Genomic DNA, 14,154 nt, shown 5'->3' with positions numbered 1-14,154 from the left:
TCGCCTCGGTCGCATAATCGCGGCCTTAATATCAGGGCTACACAGATGAGAAAACGAGGCAACGTTTACTGGGACTGGGCCGACCAAACTCTTCACACTCGCTCGGTGGATGAGCGACAAGTCGACGGCACGGTGCTGAACGTGCAAGTCCGTATGTCTCTACTTGGTAGAACTCAGTTGTTCATAGGGGTCTACGGGGACAAAGGCGCAGTTATCTCTGAAGAAGCCTTTGATTCACTACCCGGCGAAACGATGACAAAAGCATTGGCTTGGGGACTTGAGCGGGCGAGGTTGCAATCTCCTGCTCGAACCAAATCCGTCAAGGGCCGAAAAACTGAGAGCTTGCCCAGAGCAGGCTCAAAGCAAGCAGAGAGGTAGCTGTTCTCAGGCATTGCGGAACGTTTGTCCGGACATTTTGTCTATCCTGTCGATAGGAATAAAACACGGAGCTTCCGGAGAGACCTATCGAAAGGCTTTTCAATGAACGGTATAGACGATTTCCGCTTTGAGTCTCACAAGCTGCTTGTCCAGCTTGATGCAGCAACCACCAAAATGATGATGTTGGTCGCTTCTAAAAATGTGAGCGGCCCAGAATGGCAGGAAGCAACGAGCGACCACAAAGCTGCGTTCGATGCTTGGAACTCCTTTCTTAACTCTACAAGCACCTCTTTAACGGATCAGGTCTGAGCCGTTTTTCTTCCCTCGTTACCAGATCATGGGCATTCACAACCGTCGGCGGGTTGTCGTGTCCGGGACAGCCCTTGCCAGAGAAATCGAAGCCTTCACACGGCGGGCCAAAGGGAAGTACCTCTTTGCCGTAGGCCAGCGCTTCCAGAAGATGATCGATCGCCTCGTCGGCGGTGCACTTTGTGCCGTCGGCGTGGCGGAACAAGCCGGTGAGCTGGCGCTTGCTGAAATCGCGAATTGCCCCGCGCACGCTTAGGTGAATGTGAACGGTACGGCCGTGCGGGCCGAATGGATCAGCCAGTTTGTTTTCTGTAGGCATGGGGAGTCCTTGCCGGGCCATGCCCGGGCCGTGGAGTGAAGGAGGATGGGGGTGAGGTGTTGAGTAGTGTTTTTTTGCCACCATGAGTATCCTGTTAAGTTGCCGATTCATGCTAAGCTCGAAGTCAAACTGCGAGTGTGCAGACATGGAAGCGCTGAAATAGGACTCGTTGATGGATAGTGATACCACTAAGCTTTTATTGGACTTGAACTGGTCACTAGAGGAGTTATCAGAAGTCACACATAACTATACTCGAGTTTATGGTTTTGCCTTTTCACTCTTGGGTGATTTGCGAGGTAGTGAGGAACGAAAGGTACAGCATGTATATAATAAGTTTCCTTGGCGTGGCGGCTATAGTACGGTACATTTTTTTAACAATCTTTTTAAAGGTATTCCTGAGAACGGTAAGCCAGAAATTGAAGAGATAAAATACGCTTCGCCTGGTTACATTGAGTTGGCAGTTATTCTTGAGGCAGCGATTCATGTCGGTGTTATGGTTGCCGCTGTTGCTGTCGTATACCATACAGCTTTTGAAACGTATAAAAATCTGCACTCACGTTCTTCCCAAATGAAACTCTCTGACGTTGACGCTACCGATGAGCGCGGAATGACAGCTGCTCAAGCTGGGTTTGTAAAAAATGCTTCGGAAAGAATGGAGCAGATATTGGGATTGTCCGAGCAACAGCGCTGCGTGCTAGATGCGCGTGTTGATGGTAATAAGTTAATGAAAATGAAGATTCTTTTTTCGGTTTTCAGACGAGTTGAACCGTTAGCTGAAAAGCAAGCACAGAGGAAGTTAAAAGTTCAGACAACGCAAGACCAAGTTCTTCCATCTGATGAATGACCGGCCTCGCATCATAAATAGCTTGGCTGAATGGGCAGTCAAGCTTGGCTCTATTGTTGCACTGGCCTCATTAATAGCTGGTGTCGCTGGCTATTTTCAGCTCAAGTATATGTTCGAGCGGATGGGCGCACCATGGCTAGTTGATGCCGTGCCTACTGAATACTTTGTCCGCAAAGGAGCGATGGTCTTCCTTTATATTATAATGGGTCTTGCGATTTCATGGGTGCTTGGTCTATCTTCTATTGACAAAAACTTTTTACGTCGCTGGCTGGCTCTCGTCGTAGGATTGATTGTTTCAGTTTCAGCCATGCTTGCAATATATCTACTTTTTGATTTGCCCTCAAAGTATTCGCCATCTGTATATTCGATGGGGCAGATAAGTGGTTTTATGTTGGGCGTCGCAGTAGGTTGTTATATTTATGACTTGGTTTTCAATGGAGGCTTTGAGTCCGTCGGTATAGCGCAAATCTTGCAAATGCTGTTGTGCGTAGTGCTAGTTGTCTATACTGCTCCTAACATTGCAGGTAGGGCTAAAGGATATGAGCTTTCATCAGGAAACCTAAATAATTTACCTGTAGTTTATGTGAAAGGCGTTCCAAAATATCATCTCGTTGAAACGTTTGGGGATAATTTGGTGGTTTTTGGGATCGAGAGTAACGCCCTGCGCAAAGTTTCCATAATAAAACTTGGGGAAGAAGTTTCTGTGGCGCTGCAGAAATGAGAAAGATCGAGCTGATATCTTTGCATATTTTGGACTTGGTCGTCTGAATTGATCAGCTAGGCGTATTCTATACGAGGGCTGACCTACATCTAATTGCCTAAATATATCTCCGCCATTACGGTGACCAGGGCCAGCGGTCAGGGATTGTCATGGTGCCACTCTGGCGTTCTAGGCTGCGCCCTGCTGATTCGGAAGTCGTTAAGACTTCGGCTCGATAATGGCAACGTACGTTTTCAGCGCTTCGTTCTTAACCTTTCCGTTCAATCCGTGATGGATTTCGCGATGGCAGGCCGGGCAGATAGCGCCTATGTAACGTGGATGATCTAGGCCACCATCTGATAGTCGATTGACGTGGTGCGGCTCTAGATATGGCGACCCGTTTGTCTTCATGAAAGGGGCCGGCCTCTCACAGCTCTCGCAATTCCCGGCAGCCCTTCTTAAAACGTAGTTGGAGATAGTTCTGCTGCGGCGATATACGGTTCTGCGTGCCGACCCGCTCTCTCCAGCAGATCCTGCTTCCGCAGCCTCAAGAGCGCGCTTTCTCGCTTCGGAAAGTGACATAGTTAGATCTGGGGCTTCGTCTTCTCCTGAGAACGTAGGGTAGTCGAGCTCGAGCTCTACAGGGACTAGGTTGAACACAACTATTGTCCTGTCGTTGCCAAGCTTGTCAGGGCCGCGGCGCCATTCATGACTCGCACACGTGTATTCGCCGAGGTATTTCTGGCCTAAACTTTTGCCTAGTATCTCGAAAACATGCAGCGCTTTCCCCTGCTTCGAATGCTCGAGAATTGCAAGGTTTCCTTTAGTCAGAGTCATATCATCGAGCTGGCCTTCGCCTGTGTAGCTGAAAACCCGCTCCTCGCTATGAGAGTCGGTGTATCCGTACTGACCACCTGAGTCGCCGGTGAAAATGAATACCGCTGGGGCCTGCGCTGAGGGGGCAATTCCACTCTGGCGACTGCCTCCGAACAAATCGTGAATCTCAGTTTGCCGGTCATAAACCTGACCCACCACAAAGCGCAACTCTGGATCAGTTGACCGTTGCAGCTCAACGATTGTGAATCCGTGTCGCTTCAAATATCCGTTTGTGGGCTGACCACCTGAAAACAGTCCTACCGGGGTTCCAGTGGCCAAAGAAACTATTTTTTTTGCAGGGTATAAAGTGCTGTTCGCACTGATTGCGTAGCGATGCGCTTGGTTTTCAGTCCAGCCTTTCCACTCGGGGGTGTGGCGAAATTTTTCATCGAACTGTTTTAGAGCTTGGTCCAGCTTTGCTTTTTTTACCGCGGGGATTTTCAAAGAAACGTCCTTGTAGGCAGCAGCATTCATCAGATGGTCAATGCTCGCTCGCCCAGGCGGATGAAGCAATAGCGAAATGCTGGCTCGAATTCGGCGAACCAGGCGGCGCGCATGCCCAGCGGGTGCCACGCTTGTGTTGCAGCCTCGATGCCGGAGCAAACAGAGCCGTAGGTGATTGTCATGGCGGTTCTCGATGTCTGGGTGGGTTAGGCTGCCTGGTCTTGCTGCTTTGGCGGCCACTCCGAAAAACCAACCTTCGGCGCCTTCGTCTTCCGGTTGATGATCGGTTCGCCCTGGGCGTCGACCAGTGTGCGCTTGGCCTTTATCCGCATGTCGCGGCACCTGCTGCCCTTGCGTGCCAGCTCAATGAAGTGCTCCGCATACTGCGGCGCGTCGAAGAGCGGGCTGAGCTGCTTTACCCTGCCCCCCCCATGATCTGTTCGGCCTTCTGGGTGACCTTGATCAGCCAATCTTCGACCGAAAGCTCTATCTTGTGGCCGGGACGCTTTGGGTCGGGCCGAGTGGTTTTGACGGTCTTCCTAGCCTCGGCCATGGCGACATCAAGGGTCATCCCAAACACTGCAAAGGTGCTCATGAGTTATCTCCAAGCGTGCGCCTGCCTCGCCGGCTGGCGTGATTCGTTGATATGGGGTATTACGGGCGACCGACATGGAGTCGGATCATTCGTGAAGATGTTCGCGCTTACCGGTGTACTGGTAGTGCAGATCCTGCACCGCGAGCTGCTGCTCGATGGTGAACAGCGGGTTGCAGGCGTTGCAGTGCCCGGCGATCTTGACTGCCTGGTAATCGATTGAGATCGACGGGTAATCTCGTCGGCATTGAGGGCAACTGATTCCGTCCGCATTGCAGCAGGACATCGCCTCTTCCGCTTCGTCATGATTCTCAGCGCACACCGGGCAGACGTAGAGGGTGTAAACGGCCGGCATGCAGCATTCGCGGGCCCCGTCCTCATCGTCATGGATCTCGCGGCACTCACCGCAGCGGTACAGCTCTTTGATCTCTAATTTCAAAGCTGATACTCCAGTCAGGCGCCGCTCTCCGGTTACCGGTGGTGGCAATTTGGTTTGGGGTGGGGTATTACGGGTGACCGGCATGGAGCCGGATCAAGGAGTGAAAATGGCATTCGATAAACGAACCCAACGATTTATCAATGTTCTCGATTCGGCGAAGTCACAAGCTGCTGCCGATGGCATACAGCTAACTTCAGACGAAGCTGCGAAGGCTGCGATGAAAAAAGCTCTAGGTGCCAAGAAAGGGAAGGCTCGAAAGAAAAAGAAGGGCCGCGGCGGATCCCCGTTTCTGCCAGGTAGCTTCGAAAGCTCTTCAAGGTAAGGGCCGCGGCGATCGATATCAGGTTGAAGCGCGCTTGAGCTGCTCGGTTAGTTGAGTAGGCAGACCGCGCAATGTCAGCGTGCCTCCAGCCGGGTCAAACTCGATTTTATCGCCCAGCAGGTGCGCCTCGAAGCTGATCGACATGCCTTCAGTCCGCCCGGTGAAGCGCCGGAATTTGTTGAGCGTCTTCTTGTCCGGCGGCAGGGTCTCGGGAAGCCCGTAGTCCTTGGCCTTGATGAAATCGTAGAAGTTCTTCGGCTGATCTTCGTCAATCAACTCCGACAGCTCGCCAAGGCTGATCGGCTCGCCCAGCTTGGCCTGGGCCATGGAGTAGCTCACCAGCGTGTGCGTTTTCTCGCGTGCCGACTCTTCCGGCAGATCCTCGCTTTCAACAAAGTCGCTGAACGCCTTGAGCAAAGTTCGGGTTTCGCCGGGGCCGTCGACACCTTCCTGGCAGCCGATGAAGTCGCGGAAGTATTCGTTGACCCGGCGGCCCTGCTTGCCCTTGAGGTACGAGATGTACTGCTTCGACTGCGGGTTGTTCTGCCACTCGCTGATATTGATGCGCGCGGCCAGGCGGATGTGATCAAGGTCCAGACGCTTCAACGTCATCAGGTGCAGCTCTTCAGTCATCGTCACCGCCTCGGTTTCCTGCACCAGGGCGATGACCAGGTACTCGGTAAGGCCCTGCTGGTAGTGGCAGAAGATGGCGTGACCGCCGGTGCTGAGGTTCGATTCTTCCATCAGCCTGGTCAGGTGCTCGACGGCGGCGGTGCTGAATTCGAGGAAGCTGGAACCGCCAGCCATGTATTTGGAAATCCAGCCACTCAACGGGTGAGCGCCCGTTTCAGCATGGAAGAAGCCCCAGGCCTTTCCGGTCGTGGCATTGTAGGTTTCGTTGAGTTGGCTCATCAGATCGTCGCGGGCGCCGCTGTCGATCTGCTCGGCACCAGCCAGGTGCAGAACTGCCGGGCTACCATCAGGCTTCTTGTCGATCTTGTGGATGACGCTGTGGAGAATGGGCATTGCGTTTACCTCGGGCAGGCGCCGCCCTCCGTGACCGGTGGTGGCAATTTGGTTTGGGTTGGGGTATTACGTGCGTCCGGCAAGAGGCCGGATCAAAAAAGGAGAGTTTTGTGGAAATTTGGCGACAGGGATCAAATCGGAAAACTGGCTGGGCTGTTCTGAAGTCAAAGAAAGCAGCAACTGCTTCACTTGCAAAAGACAGTAAAGGTGATCTGTATGCAGCCCTTAATGTTAAGAAAACAAGCGATCCGGATCGTAGTGGTGAGTACGATCACGAAATTCGCTTAACGATTCCAGAAGTCGTCGCACTATTGGACGCTCTAGCTGCTAAAGGGGTCGATAAGTACCAGGCTGAACTAATGGCCGGTTTGGCTCAGTCAGCACGCTCACTCAATCGTTTGGTTGCCGTGGCGAGTGGGATCCCTATCGCGCAACCTGAGTAGTGGATCCTTGGGGCGGTATGATTTCATCGCCTGGTTCTTTGCGAATTTCAATCAAGCTTTGATTGTGAAATTCCCGCGCAACGTTTTCGTTAATAACGATTTCGTGGCGCGGATAACTCAAGAAGGCCGCAAGTTCGTCGTCGGCCATCAAGTCCATCTTCATGATGGCGATCTGCAGGACCTCGCTGATCATCGGCACCTTGCCGCGCTTCCGGATCCGATCCATGGCCTGCTCTATACCCGGTCTGACCTTGTGCCGCAATTCCTTCTCGGCAACCGCCAGCCGCTTTTGCGCAGCCTTGGCCGATCGTTCCTGCACAGTCTTGGCCATGGCCTACCTCTTCTATTCCGCTGGCCGGCAGTGCGAGCCAGGTTTGTCGTTTTCGTTGCTGGGTGCGAGCTATGCGGCGCATGAATCGACCTTCACCTGATTCCAGGCGCCGACCGCTTCGAAGATCCGTGCGGCGTGCGCCTCATCAAGCGACATCGCTTCCGGAATGGCGATCCAGCCCGAAGCAACCATCTGGCTTTGGTTTGCCTCGTCGCGCAGCTTCTTGTAGCAATGCTCGATCACGTCTTCCAGGTGGTCGGAGAGGTAAACGCCATCGGGCGCCACCTCCACCGATTTGCTGTAGCGGTCGCCGCGGGCGTCGATACACAGGGCGCTGAGGTAGATCGTCCAGCGGTGGGGGATACCGCAGACGGCCTGGCCAATCTTCCCCGGCGCGATGTTCTTGAGCGACTTGTAGTTGATCATGCCCTGGCGGCCGCTGGGGTCGATGTTGACCACTGCGACGTGGTTGACTGCCAGTAGAGAACGGCAGGACCGGTCAAGGCGTGCCTTGAGGTTATGCGTCTTGCGCTTGCTCATCATGTCCTCACTTGATGCGAATCGAACTGTCGCCGCGCTCCAGGTGAGCCCAGGCTGGTTCGGGTAAAAGTTCGTGCTCCGCGTCCTCACCGGCCGCCATACGCTTTCTTACGGCTGCGTTGTGATCTCGGATTTCCTTGAGCTTGGTCGCGATAGCACGCTTGTCGGGAGAGAACACGGTTTTGGTATCGATGAAGTCATCCGGGATATCGTCTTCTTTATCTACGATGACCTTTTCGGGCGCCAAAGCCAGAGTGATCGTGAACAACGGTCGCCTGATCGTCTTGATGTCGGAGGCCTCCATGTTATTGCGCAAGTACTCGTCGAGCTTGCCTACGGTATTCTTCCGGATGCGCTTGAGCTCATTCAGCCGGTCGACTTCTTTGTCTATTGCGTCGATGTCGCCCTGGATGTTCCGACTCAGCATGACGACGCTCTCAGCCTTATCGCCGAACTCGCCCTGGATCTCCTCCATGGCGTACTGCAGAGCCTCCTTCAACCCCTCGTCGTCGGTGTCAGCCATTGCTTGAAGTTCGGCCAGCTTGCCGGTGAGTGTGTAGAGCTGGGTCATGCTGCAGCCTCCTTATCGGCATCGGTGATTCGCTTCCATTCCAGCGAGATACGCTCGGCGCCCTTGGTGTCCTTGCGCAGAGTGAGTTTGCGTACCGCAACGTCATGGATCTTTTTCAGCTCTTGGGGGGACTGGGCTCCGGCCATCGTGTCGATAACCGATTTGATGTAGTCCAGGCGCTCCTGCTGCTGGCGAGCCCTCTCGGCCTCCTGGTCTTCGGCGTGTTCAATCAGCTCTTCGTCCTTCAGTTGATTGACGTACTCCGCGTCGTCAAACATCCCCAGGAACACGTCGGCGCTGAAGCCAAGCATAGATAGCGATTTCTTGATGGCATCGGTCAGCGACTTCTTCGGCGCCTCGCCATCGGTTGTCGTACCGAACTTCGATTTGTAGAGGTAGCGAGTGCAGCCGTACTGCTCGATCTCGCCGCGCTTGCCGTCCAGCTCGAACCAGAAGCGAATCTTGATGGTGTGGTTAAGTTCACGACCTAGCACCAGGCGTTTGTCGCCTTCGCCGCTGGCCATTTCTGAGCCTTCGTCGAATCGCTCCTCCATGACCGTCCAACCAAACCCGATGCCGACGGGCCCGAATATCTCCGTGGCCTTCATGATCATCGCCGTACCGTTCAGGCTGGTGATCTTCTGACCGCCAACCTCGGCAGCTTTGGTGTAGCGGGTATCGGTCGTGCTGACCTTTTCCCAGATCTGCATGTTCGTCGACATGGGGGGATCCTTGCCGCGATGCTCGCAGCGATTGAAGGTTTTGGTTATTGAGTGATTCGGTCAGCGATGGCGCTGAGCAACATCAAGAATGTGAAGAGGGCGAGGACAGGGAAAGAGCCGCGCCAGATGAGTAGGCGCAGGTTACGCTGGCGGGTGGTCACGGCCGAACCCTCACCGCAATGCGCCCACCCTTCATGGTCGCCGCTAGGCGATTCGGCAGGGTGGCCACGGCACGCTCACGCGGCTGGCCGATCACTTCATTGAAGGGGAGGCCGAAGCCCAGCATGATCAGCTTCGACTCAACGTCGTCTAGCTGCTCGTCGATCAGCGATTTAACCGGTGCGGTGGTCATGCAGCCTCCTTGCGCTGGCGGCTGATCTTCAGCAGCCAGGCGCTGTAGTGGTGGAACTCTTCGGCGTTGATGGCGCCGGAAGTGAAGTGGCGGACAATCAGGCCCTCAGTCAGCGACTCGGCCAGATCTGTCGTGTCTGGATGCTCAAGAGCGAGAAGGGCGGTGGTTATCGCGACGTGTGGGCTCATAGGTCCGCATCCACGTCGTCTTCGGCCGCTTCTCGCTCCGCTGCTACAGCTTCGGCGGCGTAGGGCCTGAGTAGGTCCATGGCTATGCACTCTGCGGCTTCGATGGGGCGGGTCTGGCCGATAAGGTCAGCTGCATGTCCGCGTGAATCTGCCTGGCCGCCGAGGATCGACGACAGGAACAGCCGGGCAAGTGAGTCGCGCTCGTCCAGGCCGTCGATCTGGCGTTGGTTCAGGATGCCTTGCAGGTAGGTGCAGTACCGATCAAACGTCACCACTTGCGGCTGGCCGTGGCGGCGCTTCCACTTGATATCGACGCCGCACACCAGCTGTTCCGCCGAGTGTTCCAGCCACTCCTGCTCCGGATTCGCCTCGCTGATCTCTGGAGGCAACTGAGCGTCGAAACGCTCTTGGCATAATTTCAATACTGCGCTCATGCTGCCTCCGGCCAGTGGCGTTCGATGCTCTCTTTTGCGTAAGGCGATAGCCGCTGATAGCCGTTCACCGAGCCGCAACCAGGCATGGTTCCTTCCAGCTCAACACAGGCGCGCACATCGCAACGCCTGGAGCAGACCCAGCCGCCGTAGTGGCAGCGGTGGACCTCACCTTTCGGCTCGGGGTGGTAGGCAAGCCCGGCTTTCCATGACGGCGACCCGCGTAACTTGAGGCCGCATCCTCGGCACACCGCTTGAGTTTCAGTACAGTTATGCATGGCGACCTCCAGTGTTTGGGGTTAGGCGGCTGGCTTGGTCTTGGCGGGCGCTTTAGCCTCAAGATCGGCAAGCTCTTTTTTAAGTCCTGCAATTCGCTTTAGCCTCGCCGCATCTGCCTCGGCCTCATGCTTTTCAATCACGGCATCAGGAATGACGACGCCTTCGATCTTTTTCCAATCAGACATGGAAAACGAACTGCGCTTGCCAGCCAGGTAGGCGTCAGCCTGTTCGTCGCAAGCAGCCTGGGCCATCGTGAGCGCTTCCTGATAGCTGGTGGTCGGCCACACCTGTTCACTGCCGCCGCTTCCATCGCGGTAGGTGTGCAGGCGATATTCAAGATCGCCTTCGGAGTAGCCGTACAGCGATAGAAGCTTGATGCCTTTCAGTTCCATGCGTCCGTGGTAGCGATCGATCTCATACGGACCTTTGTCGCCATACCATTCGAAGATTTCCGGCGAATGGCCTGAAACGAATACGTGAGTGATCTGGCCGGACATGACCTTCCTCAGAAGATCAAGAGAGCCTTCATCGGACTTTTCAACGAACTGGAATAAGGCGTCAGCATGGTGCTTGGCCTTGACCTTAATCATGGTCAACCGGCTGTTCTGCTGGTCGATCTCTTGTTCCAGATTCTTCTTCTGTTTCTCGTAGCGCGCCTCAAGTTCGCGCAGGTTCTTTTCCTTCCACGATTCGGCTGGCGCGTCGTGCAGGCTTTTCACCACGAAGTTTTCGCCACTCGGGATTTCCTGGCCGGCGCTGACGAAGATCTCTTGCACGATTGTCTGCTGGGCGTTGAGCTTGCCAACGACGAGGACTTTCTTGCCGTCGTCGGTGTACTTGATGTCACTCATGACTCTCTCCATTCGTTGGTTCACCTGTATTCGTCAACACTCATGCCTCCCGCTGGTTGCCGATGGGCGCGGGGGAGGAGTGCTGACGGGTAGAGGTGGGGAAAGGTGCCGGACTTTCACGGCTGCCGCGGCGCTGGCCGTTTAGCGAGTCGTACTGAAGGCTGGTAGCATCGACACTCCTTATCGGAGCAAGGAAATGCTATGCATCAGGTTGTTGAAAGGGCGTTAAACGTGATCGCAGCAGAGAGCAGCCAGCCCGAATACACTGAAGCGTTCAGCGCTGTCCGTGCAGTAGTGGTTGAGTTTGGGGAGGAGAATTTGGCTGATCGGCTTTTTGCCGATATCCCTGACTCGATATCGTTTCTGCAGGTCGCTAGGCTATTTGACTTTCTTGCTTGGCAGACGGATGACAACGGATCAGCGATGACTCGCGCAGCTGAGCGCTGGCTCGTCGAAGGTACAGATCTGCGCAAGGTTCAGATCGCTCTTAACCTCGAGGTATACCCGTTTCCGGACGAGAATGAGATGTACCGCGTGCTGTCTGATGTGGCTGAGTCCCTCCCTCAGATGGCTGATAGATGCCAGCAGCTAATCAGCTCTCGGCAAAATCGTTAGCACCTGCTCATACAGTCAATTCAGCGCACTCAGCCCGGCGTACCATCCGCACCTGAGCCATTCGCCGTTCCGGCGCCCGGCGATCACGACGCAGCGAGTCGTCACTGATCATCGAGTGCATGGCGATTAGCGCCGCCAGCACAAAGCACACCGGCGTGATGATCTGGCGCTTCATGGCCTCAGCCACCAAAGCAGTACGCTTCGTAACGCCCAGCTTGAACATCGCATTGGTCAGGCGCTTCTTGACGCTGCCGTACTCGATGCCCGCTTCCCGGGCGATCTCTTTCGAGGTGAAGCCCTGGGCAATCCAAAGCAGAAACTGAAGTTCCCGCGGCGCAAGGCCACGTCCGAGGTGGCCTTTCCATCCGCCGTTGATGATTGTTGCTTCCATCGTCGTGACTCCCGGTTGTTTTCCCGCTGCCACCGATGCGGTGGCAAAAGTGAAAATTTCCGATTACTTGCTGCGCGCAGCCAGGGCTGCTTTGGCATCGACTTCTTCATCGAATGAGCAAAGGTCAGGCGCCGTTAAATAGAGGTTGAAGGCGCGCTCGTTTTCATCGGTGGACCAAGTCGACTCCGCGATATCACGCTCCGCAGAACTTGCGAATGCTTCGATGGCGGCCTCGATCACGGCGGTCATTGACCGGCGCTGCTTACGACCCACCACATCCAGAAGATGTCTTAGCTTTGGATGCATCCGAATTGCTATCGCCGTCACCGTCGTTTTCCTCCCTACCTTTTTGATCATCACTACTCTCCGGTTGTTTTCCCGCTGCACCCGTCACCAGGTGCATCAGTGAAAAGCCCTGTCATGCTTGCAGCGCACTCAGTTTCTGGCGGCAGTCCCGAACCTCTACCATGCAGCGAGCGGCTTCCGCCTTATCCCCGCCGCGCAGCGCTTGCTTGGCCCAGTGCGTCCAGTCATCAATGAAGCTGTGAAGGTCCGCGGCGAGCGCTTGCTGGGTGCTGACGAACTGACCTTTGTCGTTACGAATAGCCATGGTGAATTCCTCTTGGTTGTCATCCCAAGCAGCCCTCGCGAGAAGGCTGCTCAGTGATGCTTTCCGCTGTGACCCGCTACTGGCGTCGGTCACCGGCTTGAATCAAATGTTCTTCCAGCCGCGGGCCTTTCGGCTTGTTCTCCCGCTGGATAACTGTTCTTGGCGCTTTACGCTGCACGCCCGGGTCAGTTGCCAACCCTCTGAACCGTTGAGGCCGGTTCATCGCTGCCTTTGAATCTGGGCCGGTGGTGATCCGGCAAGTGGTGTCGCTAAAGAGTGGCGCAGCTTTCGCTGCTGGCCGGCGGTGTTCGCTGCTGGCTTGAGATGAATTTAAGCAAGCTGAAATTAATGTGTCAAGCATGCTGAATAAATAAATTCAGAATGCTGAAATTCGCGGGCGATAAAAAGCCCGCTCAACGGCGGGCTCTTTTATGAGTCGCAGTACTCGCGCCAGCCGATCCTGACGGCGCCGTCATCTAGATGCTCGATGCTTATGCCGGCGGTGTCGCCGATATCCTGGATGACCTGGTGCCAGGCTTCAGGGCTTTCATCGTCGCGCCTGGATACTTCCACCAACTGAATTCTCTGTACTCTGGGGGAGGCAATTATGCGTTGCAGGCGATGGCCCACAAGCTCGTAGGAGTTTCTCGGTTTCGGTGTGGGGTAGGGGGGCAGAATCATGCTTCGCTCCTTGCGAATACTGTATGCATACACAGTATTGTGGCTGGCATTTCTTGGCAAGAGGCCGGCAGGAAGTTTCATGCATAGATGCATATTCTGATGGGCAAGCGTATTCGACGGGCATGAAAAAGCCCGCGCTTGGCGGGCTCACCTAAGAACGGATAGTCAGTCAGTAATCGGTGGATACTTTCCGCTCACCGAGTCTCTGTAGACAATTTCACTGAATAGTCTGGGGCCATCACGCATAGTGACCAGAGCCTGCTTGGCTTCCTCCTTCGTTTCAAATGGACCAGCACCTACAGCGAGGCCGATCATGGAAACAACAGGCAGCCCCGTGCCGGCAATGGCTTCGATCGTTCGTTGCTGCTCTGCTTCGTCGCGGCAGGCGGTTGAGGCGACCCATCCGTTTTTCAGTCTTGGGGCGGCCGCCGGCTCAACGTCTGCCCCGCAGTGCTTGCACTTGATCGCAGCAGTCTTGATGCTCTCGGCACACATAGGGCAGGGGCGCGTGTCTTTCTCTGCCTGGACGGCAGCAGGTGCGCTTTTGCCACCCAGCAAAACCATGAGCAGGCCGGCGAGCGCAATCATTCCGCCGACAATCGTGTGCACCTGGCGGTCTGCCATGAGGCCTAGGTTGTTCACCCGGCCGCCGGCGCCAGTCGGCACGGACACATCCATGCTCAGCGCGAAGATCAGCCAGCACATGCCGACTATCAGCGCGAACGTCCCAAACCCTTTCATTGGATCCCTCCCGTAATTGAGCCCACACTTTACCATTCGTGGCGTACAGCCACCATTGATCCGAAGATGTAAGTGTGCTGTCTGGCCGACATGATACGGTCAAGGCCACCAACGAAAGGAGCGCCCCCAATGAAGCTACCGGAAAGCTACAAGGTCAAT

26 protein-coding genes are annotated in these 14,154 nt (G+C 55.2%); 7 read left to right on the top strand and 19 right to left on the bottom strand.

Annotation, left to right across the window (positions count from 1 at the left end):
- Positions 1–45 precede the first annotated feature (45 nt).
- On the top strand, positions 46–378 hold the full coding sequence (locus tag L8K08_RS28295; RefSeq protein ID WP_099235254.1) for a hypothetical protein: 333 nt from the start codon (positions 46–48) through the stop codon (positions 376–378).
- Positions 379–480: 102 nt separating this feature from the next.
- Positions 481–687, top strand: a complete 207-nt coding sequence (locus tag L8K08_RS28290; RefSeq protein ID WP_122251236.1) for a hypothetical protein — start codon at positions 481–483, stop codon at positions 685–687.
- Here L8K08_RS28290 and L8K08_RS28285 read toward each other — a convergent pair.
- Entirely contained in the window at positions 656–1,006 is a 351-nt protein-coding gene (locus tag L8K08_RS28285; protein ID WP_122251237.1) for a hypothetical protein, read from the bottom strand. The genes L8K08_RS28290 and L8K08_RS28285 overlap by 32 nt on opposite strands.
- A 172-nt stretch (positions 1,007–1,178) precedes the next feature.
- Between L8K08_RS28285 and L8K08_RS28280 the strand changes: the two genes are divergently transcribed.
- Positions 1,179–1,850 carry a hypothetical protein gene (locus L8K08_RS28280; protein ID WP_242201503.1) on the top strand — a complete coding sequence of 224 codons (672 nt, stop codon included), beginning with the start codon at positions 1,179–1,181 and terminating at the stop codon, positions 1,848–1,850.
- On the top strand, positions 1,843–2,571 hold the full coding sequence (locus L8K08_RS28275; protein ID WP_242201501.1) for a DUF4407 domain-containing protein: 729 nt from the start codon (positions 1,843–1,845) through the stop codon (positions 2,569–2,571). Before L8K08_RS28280 ends, L8K08_RS28275 begins: the two co-directional genes overlap by 8 nt.
- A 198-nt stretch (positions 2,572–2,769) precedes the next feature.
- Here the strand turns inward: L8K08_RS28275 and L8K08_RS28270 are convergent, their stop codons facing one another.
- The 4 genes from L8K08_RS28270 to L8K08_RS28255 all read right to left on the bottom strand — a co-directional run bounded on the left by L8K08_RS28270 (position 2,770) and on the right by L8K08_RS28255 (position 4,901).
- Positions 2,770–3,900 carry an HNH endonuclease signature motif containing protein gene (locus L8K08_RS28270; RefSeq protein ID WP_242201499.1) on the bottom strand — a complete coding sequence of 377 codons (1,131 nt, stop codon included), beginning with the start codon at positions 3,898–3,900 and terminating at the stop codon, positions 2,770–2,772.
- Entirely contained in the window at positions 3,900–4,052 is a 153-nt protein-coding gene (locus L8K08_RS28265) for a hypothetical protein (protein WP_242201682.1), read from the bottom strand. Before L8K08_RS28265 ends, L8K08_RS28270 begins: the two co-directional genes overlap by 1 nt.
- 233 nt (positions 4,053–4,285) lie before the next feature.
- Positions 4,286–4,465 (bottom strand): hypothetical protein, encoded by a 180-nt coding sequence (locus L8K08_RS28260; RefSeq protein ID WP_242201497.1) that lies wholly within the window; start codon positions 4,463–4,465, stop codon positions 4,286–4,288.
- A gap of 85 nt (positions 4,466–4,550) precedes the next feature.
- Positions 4,551–4,901 carry a hypothetical protein gene (locus L8K08_RS28255; protein WP_242201495.1) on the bottom strand — a complete coding sequence of 117 codons (351 nt, stop codon included), beginning with the start codon at positions 4,899–4,901 and terminating at the stop codon, positions 4,551–4,553.
- 106 nt (positions 4,902–5,007) lie between these two features.
- Here L8K08_RS28255 and L8K08_RS28250 point away from each other — a divergent pair, with 106 nt between their 5' ends.
- A complete protein-coding gene (locus L8K08_RS28250) occupies positions 5,008–5,223 on the top strand; it encodes a hypothetical protein (RefSeq protein ID WP_242201494.1) in 216 nt (71 codons plus the stop codon).
- Between the two features lie 18 nt (positions 5,224–5,241).
- Here L8K08_RS28250 and yejK read toward each other — a convergent pair whose 3' ends face one another.
- Positions 5,242–6,249: a nucleoid-associated protein YejK gene (yejK, locus tag L8K08_RS28245; RefSeq protein ID WP_242201492.1), complete on the bottom strand. Its 1,008-nt coding sequence runs from the start codon at positions 6,247–6,249 to the stop codon at positions 5,242–5,244.
- Positions 6,250–6,359: 110 nt separating this feature from the next.
- Here yejK and L8K08_RS28240 point away from each other — a divergent pair, with 110 nt between their 5' ends.
- Positions 6,360–6,692, top strand: coding sequence for a hypothetical protein (locus L8K08_RS28240; protein WP_242201490.1), 333 nt, complete (start codon positions 6,360–6,362; stop codon positions 6,690–6,692).
- On the opposite strand, the gene L8K08_RS28235 is transcribed toward L8K08_RS28240, so the two are convergent.
- The 8 genes from L8K08_RS28235 to L8K08_RS28200 form a co-directional block, all read right to left on the bottom strand.
- Positions 6,673–7,023, bottom strand: a complete 351-nt coding sequence (locus L8K08_RS28235; protein WP_242201488.1) for a hypothetical protein — start codon at positions 7,021–7,023, stop codon at positions 6,673–6,675. The genes L8K08_RS28240 and L8K08_RS28235 overlap by 20 nt on opposite strands.
- Positions 7,024–7,092: 69 nt before the next feature.
- Positions 7,093–7,563, bottom strand: coding sequence for a hypothetical protein (locus tag L8K08_RS28230; RefSeq protein ID WP_242201486.1), 471 nt, complete (start codon positions 7,561–7,563; stop codon positions 7,093–7,095).
- Positions 7,564–7,570: 7 nt separating this feature from the next.
- A complete protein-coding gene (locus L8K08_RS28225) occupies positions 7,571–8,134 on the bottom strand; it encodes a siphovirus Gp157 family protein (protein ID WP_087693976.1) in 564 nt (187 codons plus the stop codon).
- Complete coding sequence (locus L8K08_RS28220; RefSeq protein ID WP_242201485.1) at positions 8,131–8,856, bottom strand: hypothetical protein; 726 nt, start codon at positions 8,854–8,856, stop codon at positions 8,131–8,133. Before L8K08_RS28220 ends, L8K08_RS28225 begins: the two co-directional genes overlap by 4 nt.
- Before the next feature lie 157 nt (positions 8,857–9,013).
- On the bottom strand, positions 9,014–9,208 hold the full coding sequence (locus L8K08_RS28215; protein WP_242201483.1) for a hypothetical protein: 195 nt from the start codon (positions 9,206–9,208) through the stop codon (positions 9,014–9,016).
- Complete coding sequence (locus L8K08_RS28210; protein ID WP_065950848.1) at positions 9,205–9,396, bottom strand: hypothetical protein; 192 nt, start codon at positions 9,394–9,396, stop codon at positions 9,205–9,207. The genes L8K08_RS28215 and L8K08_RS28210 overlap by 4 nt, the downstream gene beginning before the upstream one ends.
- On the bottom strand, positions 9,393–9,830 hold the full coding sequence (locus L8K08_RS28205) for a hypothetical protein (protein WP_242201480.1): 438 nt from the start codon (positions 9,828–9,830) through the stop codon (positions 9,393–9,395). Before L8K08_RS28205 ends, L8K08_RS28210 begins: the two co-directional genes overlap by 4 nt.
- Before the next feature lie 296 nt (positions 9,831–10,126).
- Entirely contained in the window at positions 10,127–10,957 is an 831-nt protein-coding gene (locus L8K08_RS28200) for a hypothetical protein (RefSeq protein ID WP_242201478.1), read from the bottom strand.
- 201 nt (positions 10,958–11,158) lie between these two features.
- Between L8K08_RS28200 and L8K08_RS28195 the strand changes: the two genes are divergently transcribed.
- Positions 11,159–11,572, top strand: a complete 414-nt coding sequence (locus L8K08_RS28195; protein ID WP_242201477.1) for a hypothetical protein — start codon at positions 11,159–11,161, stop codon at positions 11,570–11,572.
- A gap of 7 nt (positions 11,573–11,579) precedes the next feature.
- Here the strand turns inward: L8K08_RS28195 and L8K08_RS28190 are convergent, their stop codons facing one another.
- From L8K08_RS28190 to L8K08_RS28170, 5 genes are all read right to left on the bottom strand, one after another.
- Positions 11,580–11,963 (bottom strand): helix-turn-helix transcriptional regulator, encoded by a 384-nt coding sequence (locus L8K08_RS28190; protein ID WP_242201475.1) that lies wholly within the window; start codon positions 11,961–11,963, stop codon positions 11,580–11,582.
- Between the two features lie 63 nt (positions 11,964–12,026).
- Positions 12,027–12,320 (bottom strand): hypothetical protein, encoded by a 294-nt coding sequence (locus L8K08_RS28185; protein WP_242201473.1) that lies wholly within the window; start codon positions 12,318–12,320, stop codon positions 12,027–12,029.
- A gap of 61 nt (positions 12,321–12,381) precedes the next feature.
- Positions 12,382–12,573, bottom strand: a complete 192-nt coding sequence (locus L8K08_RS28180) for a hypothetical protein (RefSeq protein WP_177054291.1) — start codon at positions 12,571–12,573, stop codon at positions 12,382–12,384.
- A gap of 429 nt (positions 12,574–13,002) precedes the next feature.
- Positions 13,003–13,254: a DUF1654 domain-containing protein gene (locus L8K08_RS28175; RefSeq protein ID WP_242201471.1), complete on the bottom strand. Its 252-nt coding sequence runs from the start codon at positions 13,252–13,254 to the stop codon at positions 13,003–13,005.
- Positions 13,255–13,419: 165 nt separating this feature from the next.
- Complete coding sequence (locus tag L8K08_RS28170) at positions 13,420–13,995, bottom strand: hypothetical protein (RefSeq protein WP_242201469.1); 576 nt, start codon at positions 13,993–13,995, stop codon at positions 13,420–13,422.
- Positions 13,996–14,154: the final 159 nt, after the last annotated feature.

This window comes from Pseudomonas sp. TREG-RG-20F-10-E-6-01, from assembly GCF_022662455.1.
Taxonomy (GTDB): Bacteria; Pseudomonadota; Gammaproteobacteria; order Pseudomonadales; family Pseudomonadaceae; genus Aquipseudomonas.
This window is presented reverse-complemented; position numbering and strand designations above follow the sequence as displayed.

What these genes read in the sequence shown, in the direction of transcription:
- L8K08_RS28270 (WP_242201499.1), bottom strand. Translation starts at nt 3,900, where the DNA reads ATGAATGCTGCTGCCTACAAGGACGTTTCTTTGAAAATCCCCGCGGTA.
- L8K08_RS28190 (WP_242201475.1), bottom strand. Translation starts at nt 11,963, where the DNA reads ATGGAAGCAACAATCATCAACGGCGGATGGAAAGGCCACCTCGGACGT.
- L8K08_RS28215 (WP_242201483.1), bottom strand. Translation starts at nt 9,208, where the DNA reads ATGACCACCGCACCGGTTAAATCGCTGATCGACGAGCAGCTAGACGAC.
- L8K08_RS28180 (WP_177054291.1), bottom strand. Translation starts at nt 12,573, where the DNA reads ATGGCTATTCGTAACGACAAAGGTCAGTTCGTCAGCACCCAGCAAGCG.
- L8K08_RS28235 (WP_242201488.1), bottom strand. Translation starts at nt 7,023, where the DNA reads ATGGCCAAGACTGTGCAGGAACGATCGGCCAAGGCTGCGCAAAAGCGG.
- L8K08_RS28195 (WP_242201477.1), top strand. Translation starts at nt 11,159, where the DNA reads ATGCATCAGGTTGTTGAAAGGGCGTTAAACGTGATCGCAGCAGAGAGC.
- L8K08_RS28210 (WP_065950848.1), bottom strand. Translation starts at nt 9,396, where the DNA reads ATGAGCCCACACGTCGCGATAACCACCGCCCTTCTCGCTCTTGAGCAT.
- L8K08_RS28205 (WP_242201480.1), bottom strand. Translation starts at nt 9,830, where the DNA reads ATGAGCGCAGTATTGAAATTATGCCAAGAGCGTTTCGACGCTCAGTTG.
- L8K08_RS28225 (WP_087693976.1), bottom strand. Translation starts at nt 8,134, where the DNA reads ATGACCCAGCTCTACACACTCACCGGCAAGCTGGCCGAACTTCAAGCA.
- L8K08_RS28220 (WP_242201485.1), bottom strand. Translation starts at nt 8,856, where the DNA reads ATGTCGACGAACATGCAGATCTGGGAAAAGGTCAGCACGACCGATACC.
- L8K08_RS28200 (WP_242201478.1), bottom strand. Translation starts at nt 10,957, where the DNA reads ATGAGTGACATCAAGTACACCGACGACGGCAAGAAAGTCCTCGTCGTT.
- L8K08_RS28185 (WP_242201473.1), bottom strand. Translation starts at nt 12,320, where the DNA reads ATGATCAAAAAGGTAGGGAGGAAAACGACGGTGACGGCGATAGCAATT.
- L8K08_RS28265 (WP_242201682.1), bottom strand. Translation starts at nt 4,052, where the DNA reads ATGACAATCACCTACGGCTCTGTTTGCTCCGGCATCGAGGCTGCAACA.
- L8K08_RS28250 (WP_242201494.1), top strand. Translation starts at nt 5,008, where the DNA reads ATGGCATTCGATAAACGAACCCAACGATTTATCAATGTTCTCGATTCG.
- L8K08_RS28290 (WP_122251236.1), top strand. Translation starts at nt 481, where the DNA reads ATGAACGGTATAGACGATTTCCGCTTTGAGTCTCACAAGCTGCTTGTC.
- yejK (WP_242201492.1), bottom strand. Translation starts at nt 6,249, where the DNA reads ATGCCCATTCTCCACAGCGTCATCCACAAGATCGACAAGAAGCCTGAT.
- L8K08_RS28230 (WP_242201486.1), bottom strand. Translation starts at nt 7,563, where the DNA reads ATGAGCAAGCGCAAGACGCATAACCTCAAGGCACGCCTTGACCGGTCC.
- L8K08_RS28275 (WP_242201501.1), top strand. Translation starts at nt 1,843, where the DNA reads ATGAATGACCGGCCTCGCATCATAAATAGCTTGGCTGAATGGGCAGTC.
- L8K08_RS28170 (WP_242201469.1), bottom strand. Translation starts at nt 13,995, where the DNA reads ATGAAAGGGTTTGGGACGTTCGCGCTGATAGTCGGCATGTGCTGGCTG.
- L8K08_RS28285 (WP_122251237.1), bottom strand. Translation starts at nt 1,006, where the DNA reads ATGCCTACAGAAAACAAACTGGCTGATCCATTCGGCCCGCACGGCCGT.
- L8K08_RS28295 (WP_099235254.1), top strand. Translation starts at nt 46, where the DNA reads ATGAGAAAACGAGGCAACGTTTACTGGGACTGGGCCGACCAAACTCTT.
- L8K08_RS28280 (WP_242201503.1), top strand. Translation starts at nt 1,179, where the DNA reads ATGGATAGTGATACCACTAAGCTTTTATTGGACTTGAACTGGTCACTA.
- L8K08_RS28260 (WP_242201497.1), bottom strand. Translation starts at nt 4,465, where the DNA reads ATGAGCACCTTTGCAGTGTTTGGGATGACCCTTGATGTCGCCATGGCC.
- L8K08_RS28175 (WP_242201471.1), bottom strand. Translation starts at nt 13,254, where the DNA reads ATGATTCTGCCCCCCTACCCCACACCGAAACCGAGAAACTCCTACGAG.